The sequence below is a fragment of the Achromobacter sp. RW408 genome, assembly GCF_003184165.1.
Lineage (GTDB): Bacteria > Pseudomonadota > Gammaproteobacteria > Burkholderiales > Burkholderiaceae_B > Achromobacter > Achromobacter xylosoxidans.
Map to the genome: position 1 here is coordinate 365988 of NZ_QHHO01000049.1, position 14095 is coordinate 380082.

A 14095-nucleotide genomic window follows, 5' to 3' on the forward strand; every position below is an offset into this window, starting at 1 on the left:
CGCTCCGCCAACGCAAAAGGGCTCGCGATCGCGAGCCCTTTCTTTTTGCCGGGGCGGCAGTTCAGCGGCCGAGGGCGGCGGCGACTGTGCGCTCCCCGATCGCCAGCCCGACCGTCATGCCCACGCCCGAGTGCATCACCGCGACCGTGGTGGCGGCGTCCACCGGCATCACCGAGAACGGCGCCGGCCCATGCGTGCCATAGACGCCCTGCCAGCGCTCCAGCACCCGCAGCCGCGCCCCCAGCGCCTGCGACGCCAGGTCCAGCATGGCGTTGTCGATGGCCTCGTCGTTGAACGGGAAGGCATCCTGGCCGTAGCGGTGCGAATCGCCGATGATCAGTTCGCCATAGGGCGTGGGGCTGATCAGCAGGTGGATGCCGTTTTCCAGCAGCATCGGCGTGCGCGCCTGGATCTGCTCGCGCAGCGCCAACGCCGACGGCAGGTCCGAGAAGGCGCCGTAGTGCACGCAGGACAGGCCAGTGAGCAGCGGGCGGTCCAGCGCCATGGGACGCGTCTCGAAAGCCGCGCGCAACATTTGGAGGCGCGTCACTTCCAGGTTCAGCGGCGCGAACCGTTCGGGCAGCAGCGTCAGATAGTCGTGGCCGGGGCAGACGAAGACGTGCGCACCGGTGAAGTCGCCCGCGGTGGTCGCGACCTGCCCTTGCTCGACGGCGCGCGCCAGGGTGCCGGTGACGAATTCGACGCCCAGCGATTCGGCCAGGTAACGCGTGATGGCCGGCAAGGCCTCGCGCGAATAGATCTGCAGGTCGTCCAGCCCGCGCAGCGCGGCGCAGTGGTGCGCCAACTGGCCGTCATACAGCTTTGCCACCTCACGGCCCGACAGCAGCTCGGCGCGATAGCCTTCCTGTTGCAGGCGGGTCCGGGCGAATTCGTCCAGCACGTCGGCCTCGCCGGCGTCGCGCGCCAGCACCAGCGCGCCGTTGGCGCGCACATGGAAGCCGGCCTGGGATGCCAGGTCCAGCCACAGCTCGCGCGCCTGTTGGGCGTGCGACAGCATCATGCCGGGGGCCTGGCCGGTGACGATCACCTGGCCGAAATTGCGGATGGTGGCGCCATGCGCCTGGCGGCTGCGTTCGATCACGGCCACCGACAGGCCGCGCTTGCCGGCGGCCCAGGCATGGGCGATGCCGAGCATGCCGGCGCCGACCACGACTACGTCGAATTTTTTCATTTGGAGAATGAGGCAGAAAGGTTGCACGGGAAGCGCCCGCCCGGGCGCCTGCCCTGCCGCGGCGGCGTGGCCGCCGCGGTGGCCCGATTACTTCTTCTTGGGCTCGGACTTGCCGTCGTAGCGGCGGGTCCATTCGGCGATGATGCGGTCGCGGTTGGTGGCGGCCCAGACGAAGTCGTTCTTGATCATGCGCTTGGTCAGGTCGGCCGGCAGGTTGGGGTTGGACGTGGCGATCGAGGGAATCGCCAGCACCGCGAAGTTGGCCTTGTACAGCTCGTTGGCCTCGCGGCTGGCCGAGAAGTCGGCCAGCTTGCGCGCGGCTTCCAGGTTCTTGGTGCCCTTGACGATGGCGGTGGCTTCGACTTCCCAGCCCAGGCCTTCCGACGGGAACACGGCTTCGACCGGCGCGCCGTCGGCCTTGAGCTTGGCGGCGCGGTAGTCGAACGACACGCCGATCGGGAATTCGCCGGCGGCCGCCATGTTGCACGGCTTGGAGCCCGAGTGCGTGTACGAACCGATGTTCTTGTGCAGGGCGTCCATGTAGGCCCAGCCCTTTTCTTCGCCGAAGATCTGCAGCCAGGCGCTGACGTCCAGGAAGCCCGTGCCCGACGAGGCCGGGTTCGGCATGACGATCTTGCCGGCGTAGACCGGCTTGGTCAGGTCCTGCCACGATTCGGGCTTGGGCAATTTCTGCTTTTCGGCTTCGACGGTGTTAAAGCAGATGGCGGCGGCAAAGCCGTCCATGCCGACCCAGGTGGGTTCGGCCTTGGCATCGCGCATGTTGGCGGCGATCTGGTCCAGGCCCTTGGGGGCGTAGGGCTGCAGCATGCCTTCCTTGTCCATCAGGCCCAGCGAGGTGCCGGCCAGGCCCCAGATCACGTCGGCCTTGGGGTTGCCCTTTTCGGCCAGCAGCTTGGCGGTGATGATGCCCGTGGAGTCGCGCACCCACTGGATCTTGATGTCGGGGTTGGCCTTTTCGAAGGCGGCCTGGTAAGCCTTGATCTGGTCGGCTTCCAGCGCCGTGTAGACGGTCAGCGTGGTCTGGGCGGAAGCGGCGCCGGTGATGCTGGCGAAAGCGGCGGCCAGGGCAAGCAGCGTGAAGCGTTTCATGAAGGTACTCCGTGGGTGGGCGGAAAAAGGGTGAGTCGGGTCGCCGCGGCCGGCCCATGCCCGCCGCGGTGCGTTGCGAAAAGAGGTTGGGTCAGGATCCCGGCGCCGGCGGCCTCAGGGGCGTTGGCCCGCCGCCAGGCGGGATTCGATATCGGCAATCACGCCGGGCAGGTCGGCCACGGTGTCGATCAGGTAGTGCGGCGCGGCGCCGGACAGTTCGCGGCCGGCGCGTTCGCGGGCCGCCTGGCGGCCGTTGTCGTCCAGACTCAGGTATTCGTCCAGCGTCAGGCCGGCCGCATTGCCCGACAGCAGCAGGCCGACGGTCCACATGCCGGCGCGGCGGCCTTCCTCGATGCCGGGGGCGGTGTCGTCGACCTTGATGCAGCCGGCCACGTCCGTCAGGCCCAGCTCCACCACGTTCTTGAGCGCCATGGCCGGCGCCGGGCGGGCGCGCGGCACATCGTCGCTGGCGACGATGCAATCGGGCTGCAGGCCTTCGCCGGCGGCGCGTTCCACCACCCGGCGCATCACGCTGTCGGGGTAGCCGGAGCACGAGCCGATCTTCAGGCCGCGCTGGCGCAACGCGCGCAGCAGCTCGGCCGCGCCGGGGATGGCGGCCGAGTACTGCGCCACCTTGTCCAGCTGCATCGGCAGGAAGCGTTCGTAGATGGCGGTGACGTCGTCGTCGGTCGGCAGGCGGCCGAACCGGGCCTGGTACTGGTTGGCGATGGCGGGCTCGTCGCACAGCGCGCGGATGTGATCCCACTTGCCCACGCCCATCGGGCCGCGGGCCTGTTCCAGCGTGACGTCCATGCCGAACTCGGCGAAGGCGTCGACGAACACCTTGGTCGGGGCGAACGAACCGAAGTCGACCAGCGTGCCGGCCCAATCGAAAATCACCGCTTCCAGGCGGACGGGCAGAGGCGAAACAGTCATGAGGGTCTTCCTTGCAGAATATTCAAATCAAAGGGCCGCGGGCCGGCGCCAGGCCTGGCTGCGCGCCACCAGGGCGCGGCTGGCCAGGTGCAGCAGCAGCGCCGCGACCGCCGAGCTAGCCATGATCACGGTGCACATGGCGGCGGCCGGGCCGATGAAACCGGCGTCATCCATGTTCAGCACCGCGACGGCGGCCAGCACCGTGGACGGGCTGTACAGGAACACCACGGCCGACACGGTGGTCATGGCGGAAACGAACAGGTAGCGGGCGACGTCGAGCGCGGCCGGCAGGCACATCGGCAGCGTCACGCGCAGGAAGGTGGTCATGCGCGGCACCTTGAGCGAGGCCGAGGCGGCCTCGAACTCCGGGTCCAGCGCGTTCAGCGCGGTGGCGGCCGTCAGGTGCGCGCTGGTGTAGAAGTGCACCACCGTGCACAGCACCAGCAGCGGCATGGTGCCGTACAGCACATTGAGCGGATTGGCGGCGCCGTTGAAGAAGAAGATGTAGCCCAGGCCCAGCACCAGGCCGGGCACGGCCATCGGCATCAGCGCCAGCATGCCCAGCACGCCGCGCAGGCCTCGCGCCGAGGCGCTGCGGGCCGGCACCTTTTCCATCATCCAGGCGCCCAGGAACACCACCACCGTGCCGATCAGCGCGGTGCAGAAAGCCAGTTCCAGGCTGTTGCGCCAGGCCAGCCAGCCGCCGCCATCCATGTTGTCGAAGTCGTACGAACGCAGCGACAGCGACAGGTTGTAGGGCCACATCTTCACGAACGAGGCCCACACCGCCACGCCGATGATCAGCAGCAGGAACCCGGCCATGGCGCCCGCCAGCAACAGGAAGGCCGCGTCGCGCCGGCGGTTGGCGCCGGCCGCATAGGGCTGGGCGCGGCCGCTCAGCTGGGCGCCCTGGCGCGCCCGCAGGCGGCGGTCGAGCACGAAGGTCAGCAGCGCCGGCAACAGCAGCAGGATGCCGATGGCGGCGCCCTTGGGGAAGTTCTGCTGGCCGACCACCGCCTTGTAGGCTTCCATCGCCAGCACGTTGTAGTCGCCGCCCACCACCTTGGGCACGCCGAAGTCGGTCACGGTCAGCGTGAACACCACGCAGCAGGCCGAGAACACGGCATAACGCGTGCCGGGCAGCGTCACCGTCATGAAGGTGCGCAGTGGCCCCGCGCCCATCGCGCGCGCCGCGTCATAGAGGCGTCCATCGGCCAGCGTCAGGCCGGTCAGCAGGATCATCAGCGCGTGCGGGAAGGTGTAGAACGCCTCGCCCACCACGATGCCCCAGAAACCATAGATGGTGGCGCCGCCGGACAGGCCTTTCAGCAAGCCCTGGTTGCCCAGCAGGTAGACCAGCGCGATCCCCGGCAGCAGCGACGGCGCCAGCAGCGGCAGCAGCGCGATGGTGCGCAGCAGGCCCTTGCCGGGAATGCGGCTGCGCGTCAGGGCATAGGCGAAGGCGTAGGCGCAGGGCACCACCAGCATCATGGTGACCACGCCCACCGTCAGGCTGCGCCCGACCATGCCCAGGAAACCGTCGGCGCCGATGATGCCCAGCACCACCGACAGGCCGGCCCAGTCGCCATTGGCGTCGGTGACCGATTTGGCCAGGATGGCCACCAGCGGCAGGGCCAGGAACAGCGCCAGGCCCAGCGCCAGGGCGCCCTGCCCCAGCGTCAGTCCGAAGGCCCCGACCCAGGCGGGCAGCGGCCGGCGGCCCAGTGACGCAGAAACGGGGGCGACGGACGTGTCGGCGGGCGCGGACATGGCGGCGGGTGCGCGGCTCGAAGCCGGATCAAGCGTAGGCGCGAATCGCATGGCGCGGCAGCTCCACCCAGCAGCGGCTGGCGGCGTGAGGGCCCAGCAGGGCGTCTCCGGTTTCGGGGGACACGATCGAATGCACGGTGGCGCCGGGCACGCCTTCCAGGCGCAGCGCCAGGCGGTAGCCGCGGCCCAGGAACACGCCATCGAGCACGTCGGCCAGCATGGTGTTGGGCTGCTCCGGACGCGCCACGCTCACGCGCACCGCCTCGGGCCGCACGAACAGCTTGCCGACGTTGCGCTCCAGCGCCTCGTCCACCGCCAGTTCCTGGCGGCCGACGCGGGCGCGGTGCGCGTCGATGCGCTCGAACGGCAGCCAGTTGGCCTCGCCGACGAAATCGGCGATGAAGGCCGAGCCAGGCTGGCGATACAGTTCGCGCGGGGTGCCGAACTGCTCGATGACGCCGCCGTTCATGACGGCGATGCGGTCGGCCATGACCATCGCTTCTTCCTGGTCGTGCGTCACCATCAGCGTGGTGATCGACAGGCGCTTCTGCAGCGCGCGCAATTCGATGCGCAGGTGTTCGCGCACGCGGGCGTCCAGCGCCGACATCGGCTCGTCCAGCAGCAACAGGGACGGCGACGGCGCCAGCGCGCGGGCCAGGGCGACGCGCTGCTGCTGGCCCCCGGAGATCTGTCCCGGATATTTATGAGAGGCGCCGGCCAGGCCCACCAGCGTCAGCATTTCCTCGACCCGGTCGGCCACGTGCTTGCGATGGGCGCGCTTGCCGCTCAAACCGTAGGCCACGTTCTGGGCCACGGTCAGGTTGGGAAACAGCGCATAAGACTGGAACAGGATGCCGTAGTCGCGCTCCTGCGGCTCGGCATGGGAGATATCCCGGCCCGACAGCAAAATGGTGCCGCTGGCCTGGCGCTCGAGCCCGGCGATGGCGCGCAGCAGCGTGGTCTTGCCGCAACCCGACGGACCCAGCAGGCACACCAGTTCGCCAGCGCGAATATCCAGCGACACATCCGACAGCGCCGTATGGCTGCCGAAGCGCTTGACGAGATTGCTGACCGAAAGAAAGCCCCCGCGCGGCGCTCCGTGCGGCGGCGCGGCGCCGGTCGGAACAGTATTGGTATCGCGTTGGAGCTGTTGGGCCATGGGGCCTCCGGTCTGGGAACGAAGGCAGTATGGAAGGCGCGTATTGAGTGTTTATGACACTTCGCGCAAATGCAGTAATAAAAACATCAAATTATTTTGGTGTACTGGCGGTCTTGCGCAATCCGTCCACCAATTCATCCGTTTACAGGCCCTGCCCAACGTGCTCGTCGCCGAACTCAAATCCTTCTATGCCGTGGCTCGCTGCGGCACCGTCACCAAGGCCGCGGCCCAGTTGGGCGTCAGCCAACCCACGGTGACGGGGCAACTGCGCCAGTTGGAATCGCGCTATGGCGTCGAGCTGTTCCACCGCCAGGGCCGCGGCATGCGACTGTCGGATGCCGGACACAGCCTGATGCCGATGGTCGAAAAGCTGGTGCAGCAGGAAACCGAGATCGATTTCCGGCTGCGCGACGCCAGCGACCTGCGCGAGGGCAACCTGCGCATCGGCGCCACCGGGCCGTACTACATCATGGACACGGTGCGCCGCTACAACCAGCTCTACCCCGGCATCGACCTGACCGTGGCCATCGGCAACTCGCAGAGCATGCTGCAGGCGCTGCACGACTATCGCATCGAGATTGCCACGTCCTCGTTTCTGATGGATGACAAGCATTTGTACCGCCGCATGATCGCGGCCGACCCGATCCGCGTGGTGACGCACCGCGGCCACCCGCTGGCGCGGCGCGGCAAGGTGGCGCTGGCGGACCTGGCCGATCACGCGCTGCTGCTGCGCGAACCCGGATCGATGACGCGCCAGCTGACCGAAGAGGCGCTGCAGGCGGCTGGCGTGACGGTCAAGCGCACGCTGGAAATCGGCAGCCGCGAATCGATCCGCCAAGCCATCCTGTGCGAACTGGGCATCAGCCTGATTCCCTCGCGTGAAATTCCGTCCCATCCGGAACTGGCGGCCCTGGACATCGAGGGTGCCGACGTCGTGATGCATGAATACCTGTACTGCCTGCGCGAGCGCCAACCGGTGCAACTCATCGCGCGCTTTCTGGAGATGGCGCCGGCAGCCGGCTGATCCCAGGGATCACTGCCCGCCTCTTCCCCTTGCGGCCACTCAGGAGACAATCATGGCCTTGACCCTGCAGGACATCGAACAGCTTTTCCTGGAACGTGGGCACCGTTCCTATCATGGCGAATCCGTCAGCCATCTGCGGCATGCGTTGCAGACCGCGACGCTGGCCGAACGCAATGGCGCCAACGCCCAATTGATCACCGCCTGCCTGCTGCACGACCTCGGGCACCTGATCGCCGACCATCCCGACACGCCCACGCTGCGCGGCATCGACGACAAGCACCAGTATTTCGTGCTGCCGTTCCTGCGCGGGCTGTTCAGCTCGGCGGTGCTGGACCCGATCCGGCTGCACGTGGAGGCCAAGCGCTACCTCTGCTACGTGGAGCCGCAGTATGAAGCGTCGCTTTCGGAGGATTCGAAGCGCAGCCTGGCGCTTCAGGGGGGCAGCTTCGATGCGTGCCAGGCGGTGGATTTCGCCAGCATGCCGGGCGCGCCGGATGCGATCCGCCTGAGGCGCTGGGACGACATGGCCAAGGTGCCGGGGCTGGCCACGCCGCCGCTGGACCACTTCCTGGAGATCGCCGAAAGCGTCTCCGGACGGGTCAAGCTGGCGGCGGTCTGGTAAGGCCGCCACCCGCGCCGTCGGAATACCACGGCGCGGTTTCAGGCCCGGTTTGCGGCGGGGCCGGCCGGTGCGTTCACTCGCCCTTGGCCACCGGCCGGGACGGATCGCTGCACCACTCGCTCCACGAGCCCGGATAAAGGCGCGAGCCGGCCAGGCCGGCGATTTCCATCGACAGCAGGTTGTGGCAGGCGGTGATACCCGAACCGCACTGGTGCACGATGGCCGCAGGGTCGCGGCCATCCAGCAAGGCGGTGAATTCCTGGCGCAACTGCGCCGCGTCCTTGAAGCGGCCGTCGGCCTGCAGGTTCTGGCCGTTCGGACGATTCAACGCGCCAGGGATGTGGCCGGCCACCGGATCCATCGGCTCAACCTCGCCGCGATAGCGGTTGGCGGCGCGCGCGTCGATCACGGTGAATCCGGGCCGGGCGATGTTGTCCAGCACCGCCTGCGCATCCACGCTGCCCACGAGCGGCGCCGCCGGCGTCACCGGCGCGCCCGCCTGCACCGGCGCGGCCGCCTCGGTGGAAGTGGGCAGCCCGGCCGCCTGCCAGGCCTGCCAGCCGCCGTCGAGCACGGCGACCCGGTCGTGGCCCAGCCAGCGCAGCATCCACCACAGGTGCGCGGCGTACATGCCGCCGCTGGCGTCATAGGCCACCACCAGGGTTTCAGGCGTGACGCCGTGCGCCGCCATCAAGGCGCCGAACTGGCCGCGGTCGGGCAGCGGATGGCGGCCGTTCCTGCCGGTCCGGGGGGCCGCCAGCTCGGTTTCGTGGTCGAGGTAGCGGGCGCCGGGAATATGGCCGGCGGCATAGGCCTCACGGCCGGCCGCGTGGTTGGTCAGGTCGTGGCGCACATCGAACACGCGCACGTCCGCCGCGCCCAGGTGCGTGGCCAGGTCGGCCGCGGAAATCAGGGTCATCGTCATCGGAAATTCTCCTCTGATAGGGTCGGGTTGGCGGGATCAGGTCGGCTTGGGGTCACGCATGGTGCGCCAGACCGACAGCAGGCCCGCCGAAATGATCAGGCCCATCCCGGCCCAGGCCAGGCCGTCCAGGGTATCGCCCCAGAAACCCATGCCGAGCAGGGCCGCGAAGATGATCGTGCTGTATTGCAGGGCCGCGGTCAGCAATGCAGACCCCAGGCCGAACGCCCGCGTCATGGCCAACTGGCCGAACAGGCCCGTCACGCCCACGCCCAGCAGCGAGCTGTAGCCGGTCCAGTCGGCCTGGCCCCAGCCCTCGAAGCCCAGGCCGGCGAAGCTGGAGGCGCACACCGCCACCGAAAAGAACAGCACCGTGCGCCATTCGGGCTCGCCGATGCGGCCCAGCTGGCGGATCTGCATCATGGCGATGGCCGACATGGCGCCCGCCCCCAGGCCCAGCAAGGCAGCCAGCCACTGGTCTTCGTTGATGCTGGGACGCAGCACCGCGATCACGCCCAAAAAGCCCAGGGCCACGGCCGCGATCCGCACCGGGTCGCGCTGCGCCCCGCCCCACCCCAGCATCCAGCACGCGATGAACAGCGGCGCCGTGTAGTTCAGGCTGGTGGCGGTGGCCAGGGGCAGATGGGAGATGGCGAAGAAACCGAGCCACATCGAGGTGACGCCGGACAGGTTGCGCCACAGGTGCAGTTTCCAGCTGGTGGGCACGATCGACTGGCGCCCGGCGCGCGCCCAGATCAGCAGCAGCACCACCGATGGCAGGCCACGGAACAGCACCACTTGCGGCAGCGTCGCGCCGTGCTCGGTGCCCAGCTTCACGAACGACCCCATGATGGCGAACATGGCGGACGCCAGCAACATCCAAAGTGCCTGCATCGGGGTCTGCGCTCAGGTAAAAAGAGGGAGGGGAAATAGGGGAAAGCGATACTATACTCTCCGTCACCGGGAGCGGCGCGGCGGTCGGGGAACTGCTGCGCCGCGGCACAGTCCAATCCCGCACAAGTCCCGCTCGCTGAGGAACAAAAAAAGCATGAAACGCATCATCCTTTTCGTCATTACCAACCTGGCCGTCATGCTGGTGCTGTCGGCCACGCTGCGCATCCTGGGCGTAGACCGCTACCTGACCGCCAACGGCCTGAACCTGCAGGCGCTGTTGATCTTCTCGGTCGTGGTCGGCTTCACCGGCGCCATCATCTCGCTGCTGATCAGCAAGCCCATGGCCAAATGGAGCACCGGTGCCCAGGTGCTGGATCCGAACGCGCCGCGCAACCAGCGCGAGGCCTGGCTGCTGGACACCGTCCACCAGCTCGCCGATCGCGCCGGCATCGGCCGCCCGGAAGTCGCCATCTACGACGGCGCGCCCAACGCGTTCGCCACCGGCGCCTTCAAGAACGACTCGCTGGTGGCGGTGTCGACCGGCCTGCTCGAAAGCATGAGCGAAGAGGAAGTGGCGGCGGTGCTGGCCCACGAAGTGGCCCACATCGCCAACGGCGACATGGTCACGCTGACCCTGATCCAGGGCGTGGTCAACACCTTCGTGGTGTTCCTGGCGCGCGTGGTCGGCTACTTCATCGACCGCGTGGTGTTCAAGAACGAACGCGGCCTCGGCCCCGGCTACATGGTCACCGTGATCGTCTGTGAGATCATTTTCGGCATCCTGGCCTCGATCATCGTGGCCTGGTTCTCGCGCCAGCGCGAATACCGCGCCGACGCCGGCTCGGCCCACCTGATGGGCGCCCGCGAACCCATGATCCGCGCCCTGGCCCGCCTGGGCGGCCTGGAACCGGGCGAACTGCCCAAGTCGTTCGAAGCCTCCGGCATCACCGGCAAGGGCGGCCTGGCGGCCATGTTCGCCTCGCACCCGCCGATCCCGGCCCGCATCGCCGCGCTGCAGAACGCCCGCGTGATCTGATCCCGGCAACGGCCCACGAGAAAAGCCTCCGCGCCGCGCCAGCGGCTTGCTGGCCCCCCCCGAAGGCGCGTTTTCATCCTGAGGCGGCTCGGCAATGAAAAAAAGCCCCTTGAGCGATCAAGGGGCTTTTTGTTTGGGGCGCGCCCGCCTCAGCACTCGACGATATTCACCGCCAGGCCGCCGCGCGCCGTTTCCTTGTACTTGGTCTTCATGTCGGCGCCGGTCTCGCGCATGGTCTTGATGACCGAATCCAGCGACACGTAGTGCTGGCCGTCGCCGCGCAATGCCATGCGGGCGGCGTTGACGGCCTTGATCGAGGCCATGGCGTTGCGTTCGATACAGGGAATCTGCACCAATCCGCCGACCGGGTCGCAGGTCAGGCCCAGGTTGTGCTCCATGCCGATCTCGGCCGCGTTCTCGACCTGCTCGACCGAGCCGCCCAGCGCAGCGGCCAGGCCGCCAGCCGCCATCGAACAGGCCACGCCGACCTCGCCCTGGCAGCCGACTTCGGCGCCGGACAGCGAGGCGTTGTACTTGTACAGCAGGCCCACGGCCGCCGCGGTCAGCAGGAAGTCGCGCACGCCCTCGCGGTTGGAACCGGGGACAAAACGGTCGTAGTAGTGCAGCACCGCCGGGATGATGCCCGCCGCGCCGTTGGTCGGCGCCGTCACCACCCGGCCGCCGGCGGCGTTTTCCTCGTTCACCGCCATGGCATACAGGTTGACCCAGTCCATCACCGACAGCGGATCGGACAGCGTGCGCTCGGCGCGCTGGGTCAGGTTGCGGTACAGCTCAGGTGCGCGGCGGCGCACCCGCAGCGGACCTGGCAGCTCGCCGTCGGCTTCGGGATAGTTGATGCCGCAGCCGCGCGAAACGCAGTCCTGCATCACCTGCCAGATGCGGTCCAGCCCGCCCGCGACCTCGCCGGCCTCGCGCCAGGTCAGCTCGTTCTTCATCATGAGCTGGGCCACGCTCAGGCCGCTCTCGCGGCACATGGTCAGCAACTCGCGGCCGGTGCGGAACGGGTACGGCAACTGGTCGTGCGCGGCGATGACCTGGCTGTTGGACGCGCCCGCCGTCACCACGAAGCCGCCGCCCACCGACAGGTAGCGGGCCTCGCGCAGCGACTGGCCCTCGGCGTCGAAGGCGTGGAATTTCATGCCGTTGGGGTGCTCGGCCATGGCTTCGCGGCGGTAGAACATCATGTGTTCCTTTTCCACGAACGGCACCGGATAGTGGCCCAGCAACGGCAGCTGGCGGCTGGCCCGCACCGAGGCGATCATGCCGGCGATGGCGGCGGGGTCGACGGTATCCGGGGCCTCGCCCATCAGGCCCAGCAGCACGCCCTTGTCGGTGCCGTGGCCCTTGCCCGTGGCGCCGAGCGACCCATAGAGTTCGGCGCGCACGCTCGCCACCTTGGGCAGCAGGCCGTCGCGCTCCAGCCCCTGGGCAAACAGCAATGCGGCCCGCATGGGGCCGACGGTATGGGAACTCGACGGGCCTATGCCTATTTTGAACAGATCGAAAACGGAAACGGCCACCGCAACTCCCCTGCATCCAAGAATGATCCGGCAATGATACGCGCAAGGTCCGACACTACGCAGCAAAGCCCTGCGGGGCGTATGCTGTATTCCAGGGACGGGTTTCCCCACCAGCCCCGGCATGCGATCATTACAGAATTATTTCTTGTCATAAAAAGAATGGAACCACCCCAGGATGTCCGGACTCATTACCCTGCTTGACTTCGCCGGCTACGTCGCCCTGCTGCTGTGGGGCGTGCATATGGTCCAGACAGGCGTGCAACGCGCCTTCGGCGCCGCACTCGGCGCCGCTCTCGGCCGGGCGCTGGGCACTCGCTTGCGCGCCTTCGCCGCCGGCCTGGGCATCACCGCGGCGCTGCAGAGCAGCACCGCCACCGGCCTGATGATCACCGGCTTTGCCGCGGGCGGCGTGGTCGGCCTGGTGCCGGCCCTGGCCGCCATGCTCGGCGCCAACGTCGGCACCACGCTGATCGTGCAGTTGCTGTCGTTCGACCTGACCTCGCTGGCGCCCATCCTGATCCTCGCCGGCGTCTGGATGTTCCGCCGCTATCCGCCGGGCCGCACCCGCGACCTGGGCCGCGTCTTCATCGGCCTCGGCCTGCTGCTGCTGTCGCTGCACCAACTGGTGGAACTGTTCGAGCCGTTCCAGACCGCTCCCATGCTGGGCATGATCCTGGACGCCCTGGCCACCCAGCCGGTGGCGGCCGTGCTGCTGTCTGCCGCCTTCACCTGGGCCGCCCACTCCAGCGTCGCCGTGGTGGTGCTGGTCATGTCGCTGGCCAGCCATCACATGGTGGCGCCGCACGTCGCCTTCGCGCTGGTGCTGGGCGCCAACCTCGGCACCGCCATCAACCCCATGATCGAGGGCGTCACCGGCGACGACCCCGCCGCCCGCCGCCTGCCCCTGGGCAACCTGCTGACCCGCATCCTGGGGGTGCTGGCCGGCCTGGTGCTGCTGCCCTGGCTGCAACCGCTGATGAGCGAGATGTCCAGCGACCCGGCGCGCGCCGTCGCCAACTTCCACACCCTCTTCAACGCCGTCATCGCGCTGGCGTTCCTGCCGCTGCTGGCGCCCTACGCTGCCCTGCTGACCCGCTGGCTGCCCAAGCGCGCCGATCCCAATGACCCGTCCCGCCCGCAATACCTGGACGAATGGGCCCACGACGTGCCCGCCGTCGCGCTGGGCAACGCCGCCCGCGAAGCCCTGCGCATGGCCGACATGCTGCAGACCCTGCTGCTGTACGCGCGCGCCGGCTTCAAGCGCGACAATCGCCACCGCATGGTGCAGGCGCGCCAGCTCGACACGGCCCTGGACAAGCTCGAAAGCGCCATCACCACTTACCTGGCCACGCTCGACCAGGAAAACATGACGCGCGACGACGTGCAGCGCATGGATGACATCCTTGCCTTCATCAGCAACATCGGCCATGCCGGCGACATCGCCCACCACGGCCTGCTCAGCCACATCGCCAAGCTGCGCAAGCAGGGCTGGACCTTCTCCCCCGAACAACGCGCCAGCCTCGACGACACCCTGGGTGAACTGATCTCCAACCAGCGCCAGGCCGCCGCCCTGTTCGTCAACGACGACCTGCGCCAGGCCCGCGCCCTGGCTGGCGAAAAGTCCCGTTTCCGCACCATCGAAACGCAGGCCGCGGACGCCCATCTGCAGAAAATCAAGGGCGGCCAGGTCGACGCCGCCGAAGTCGGCGCCCTCTACCTCGACATCCTGCGCGACATGAAGGGCATCAACTCCCACCTGGTCGGCGCCGCCGCCTATCCCCTCCTGGCCCGCCACGGCGAACTCCTCCCCAGCCGCCTGCGCGAAGCGGGGAATTGAGAGCCCCCACGCCGCGCGCGCTTCGCGCGCTAGCTGCCCCCCGAGGGGGCTG

At 68.4% G+C, this 14095-nt stretch carries 12 protein-coding genes; 4 read left to right on the forward strand and 8 right to left on the reverse strand.

Going from position 1 to position 14095, the window contains the following annotated elements:
- Positions 1 to 61: 61 nt before the first annotated feature.
- The 5 genes from DK459_RS21190 to DK459_RS21210 form a co-directional block, all read right to left on the reverse strand.
- On the reverse strand, positions 62 to 1192 hold the full coding sequence (locus tag DK459_RS21190) for a TIGR03364 family FAD-dependent oxidoreductase (protein ID WP_070542942.1): 1131 nt from the start codon (positions 1190 to 1192) through the stop codon (positions 62 to 64).
- A gap of 87 nt (positions 1193 to 1279) precedes the next feature.
- Positions 1280 to 2302 (reverse strand): putative 2-aminoethylphosphonate ABC transporter substrate-binding protein, encoded by a 1023-nt coding sequence (locus DK459_RS21195; RefSeq protein ID WP_070542940.1) that lies wholly within the window; start codon positions 2300 to 2302, stop codon positions 1280 to 1282.
- Positions 2303 to 2416: 114 nt separating this feature from the next.
- Positions 2417 to 3238 (reverse strand): phosphonoacetaldehyde hydrolase, encoded by an 822-nt coding sequence (gene phnX / locus DK459_RS21200; protein ID WP_024068218.1) that lies wholly within the window; start codon positions 3236 to 3238, stop codon positions 2417 to 2419.
- Positions 3239 to 3265: 27 nt separating this feature from the next.
- Positions 3266 to 5008, reverse strand: coding sequence for a putative 2-aminoethylphosphonate ABC transporter permease subunit (locus tag DK459_RS21205; RefSeq protein WP_047992283.1), 1743 nt, complete (start codon positions 5006 to 5008; stop codon positions 3266 to 3268).
- Between the two features lie 28 nt (positions 5009 to 5036).
- Positions 5037 to 6167 carry a putative 2-aminoethylphosphonate ABC transporter ATP-binding protein gene (locus DK459_RS21210; RefSeq protein WP_110135042.1) on the reverse strand — a complete coding sequence of 377 codons (1131 nt, stop codon included), beginning with the start codon at positions 6165 to 6167 and terminating at the stop codon, positions 5037 to 5039.
- Positions 6168 to 6327: 160 nt separating this feature from the next.
- Between DK459_RS21210 and DK459_RS21215 the strand changes: the two genes are divergently transcribed.
- Both DK459_RS21215 and DK459_RS21220 read left to right on the forward strand, forming a co-directional pair.
- Entirely contained in the window at positions 6328 to 7191 is an 864-nt protein-coding gene (locus tag DK459_RS21215) for a LysR family transcriptional regulator (protein ID WP_006388352.1), read from the forward strand.
- 52 nt (positions 7192 to 7243) lie between these two features.
- On the forward strand, positions 7244 to 7813 hold the full coding sequence (locus tag DK459_RS21220; protein ID WP_070542937.1) for a phosphonate degradation HD-domain oxygenase: 570 nt from the start codon (positions 7244 to 7246) through the stop codon (positions 7811 to 7813).
- Positions 7814 to 7886: 73 nt separating this feature from the next.
- Here the strand turns inward: DK459_RS21220 and DK459_RS21225 are convergent, their stop codons facing one another.
- Both DK459_RS21225 and DK459_RS21230 read right to left on the reverse strand, forming a co-directional pair.
- Positions 7887 to 8738, reverse strand: coding sequence for a sulfurtransferase (locus DK459_RS21225; RefSeq protein ID WP_054443060.1), 852 nt, complete (start codon positions 8736 to 8738; stop codon positions 7887 to 7889).
- Between the two features lie 36 nt (positions 8739 to 8774).
- Positions 8775 to 9629, reverse strand: a complete 855-nt coding sequence (locus DK459_RS21230) for a DMT family transporter (protein ID WP_006388348.1) — start codon at positions 9627 to 9629, stop codon at positions 8775 to 8777.
- 154 nt (positions 9630 to 9783) lie between these two features.
- Between DK459_RS21230 and htpX the strand changes: the two genes are divergently transcribed.
- The gene (gene htpX, locus DK459_RS21235) at positions 9784 to 10665 is read left to right on the forward strand and encodes a protease HtpX (protein ID WP_006388347.1); all 882 of its coding nucleotides are present in this window, start codon (positions 9784 to 9786) and stop codon (positions 10663 to 10665) included.
- Between the two features lie 149 nt (positions 10666 to 10814).
- Here the strand turns inward: htpX and DK459_RS21240 are convergent, their stop codons facing one another.
- On the reverse strand, positions 10815 to 12206 hold the full coding sequence (locus tag DK459_RS21240) for an L-serine ammonia-lyase (protein ID WP_020924538.1): 1392 nt from the start codon (positions 12204 to 12206) through the stop codon (positions 10815 to 10817).
- A 175-nt stretch (positions 12207 to 12381) separates the two neighbouring features.
- On the opposite strand from DK459_RS21240, the gene DK459_RS21245 reads away from it, so the two are divergent.
- Positions 12382 to 14043 (forward strand): Na/Pi cotransporter family protein, encoded by a 1662-nt coding sequence (locus DK459_RS21245; protein ID WP_006388345.1) that lies wholly within the window; start codon positions 12382 to 12384, stop codon positions 14041 to 14043.
- The last annotated feature ends 52 nt before the right edge of the window (positions 14044 to 14095 follow it).

Coding starts and splice junctions, on each gene's coding strand:
- DK459_RS21190 (WP_070542942.1), bottom strand. CDS start 1,192: ATGAAAAAATTCGACGTAGTCGTGGTCGGCGCCGGCATGCTCGGCATC.
- DK459_RS21195 (WP_070542940.1), bottom strand. CDS start 2,302: ATGAAACGCTTCACGCTGCTTGCCCTGGCCGCCGCTTTCGCCAGCATC.
- phnX (WP_024068218.1), bottom strand. CDS start 3,238: ATGACTGTTTCGCCTCTGCCCGTCCGCCTGGAAGCGGTGATTTTCGAT.
- DK459_RS21205 (WP_047992283.1), bottom strand. CDS start 5,008: ATGTCCGCGCCCGCCGACACGTCCGTCGCCCCCGTTTCTGCGTCACTG.
- DK459_RS21210 (WP_110135042.1), bottom strand. CDS start 6,167: ATGGCCCAACAGCTCCAACGCGATACCAATACTGTTCCGACCGGCGCC.
- DK459_RS21220 (WP_070542937.1), top strand. CDS start 7,244: ATGGCCTTGACCCTGCAGGACATCGAACAGCTTTTCCTGGAACGTGGG.
- DK459_RS21225 (WP_054443060.1), bottom strand. CDS start 8,738: ATGACGATGACCCTGATTTCCGCGGCCGACCTGGCCACGCACCTGGGC.
- DK459_RS21230 (WP_006388348.1), bottom strand. CDS start 9,629: ATGCAGGCACTTTGGATGTTGCTGGCGTCCGCCATGTTCGCCATCATG.
- htpX (WP_006388347.1), top strand. CDS start 9,784: ATGAAACGCATCATCCTTTTCGTCATTACCAACCTGGCCGTCATGCTG.
- DK459_RS21245 (WP_006388345.1), top strand. CDS start 12,382: ATGTCCGGACTCATTACCCTGCTTGACTTCGCCGGCTACGTCGCCCTG.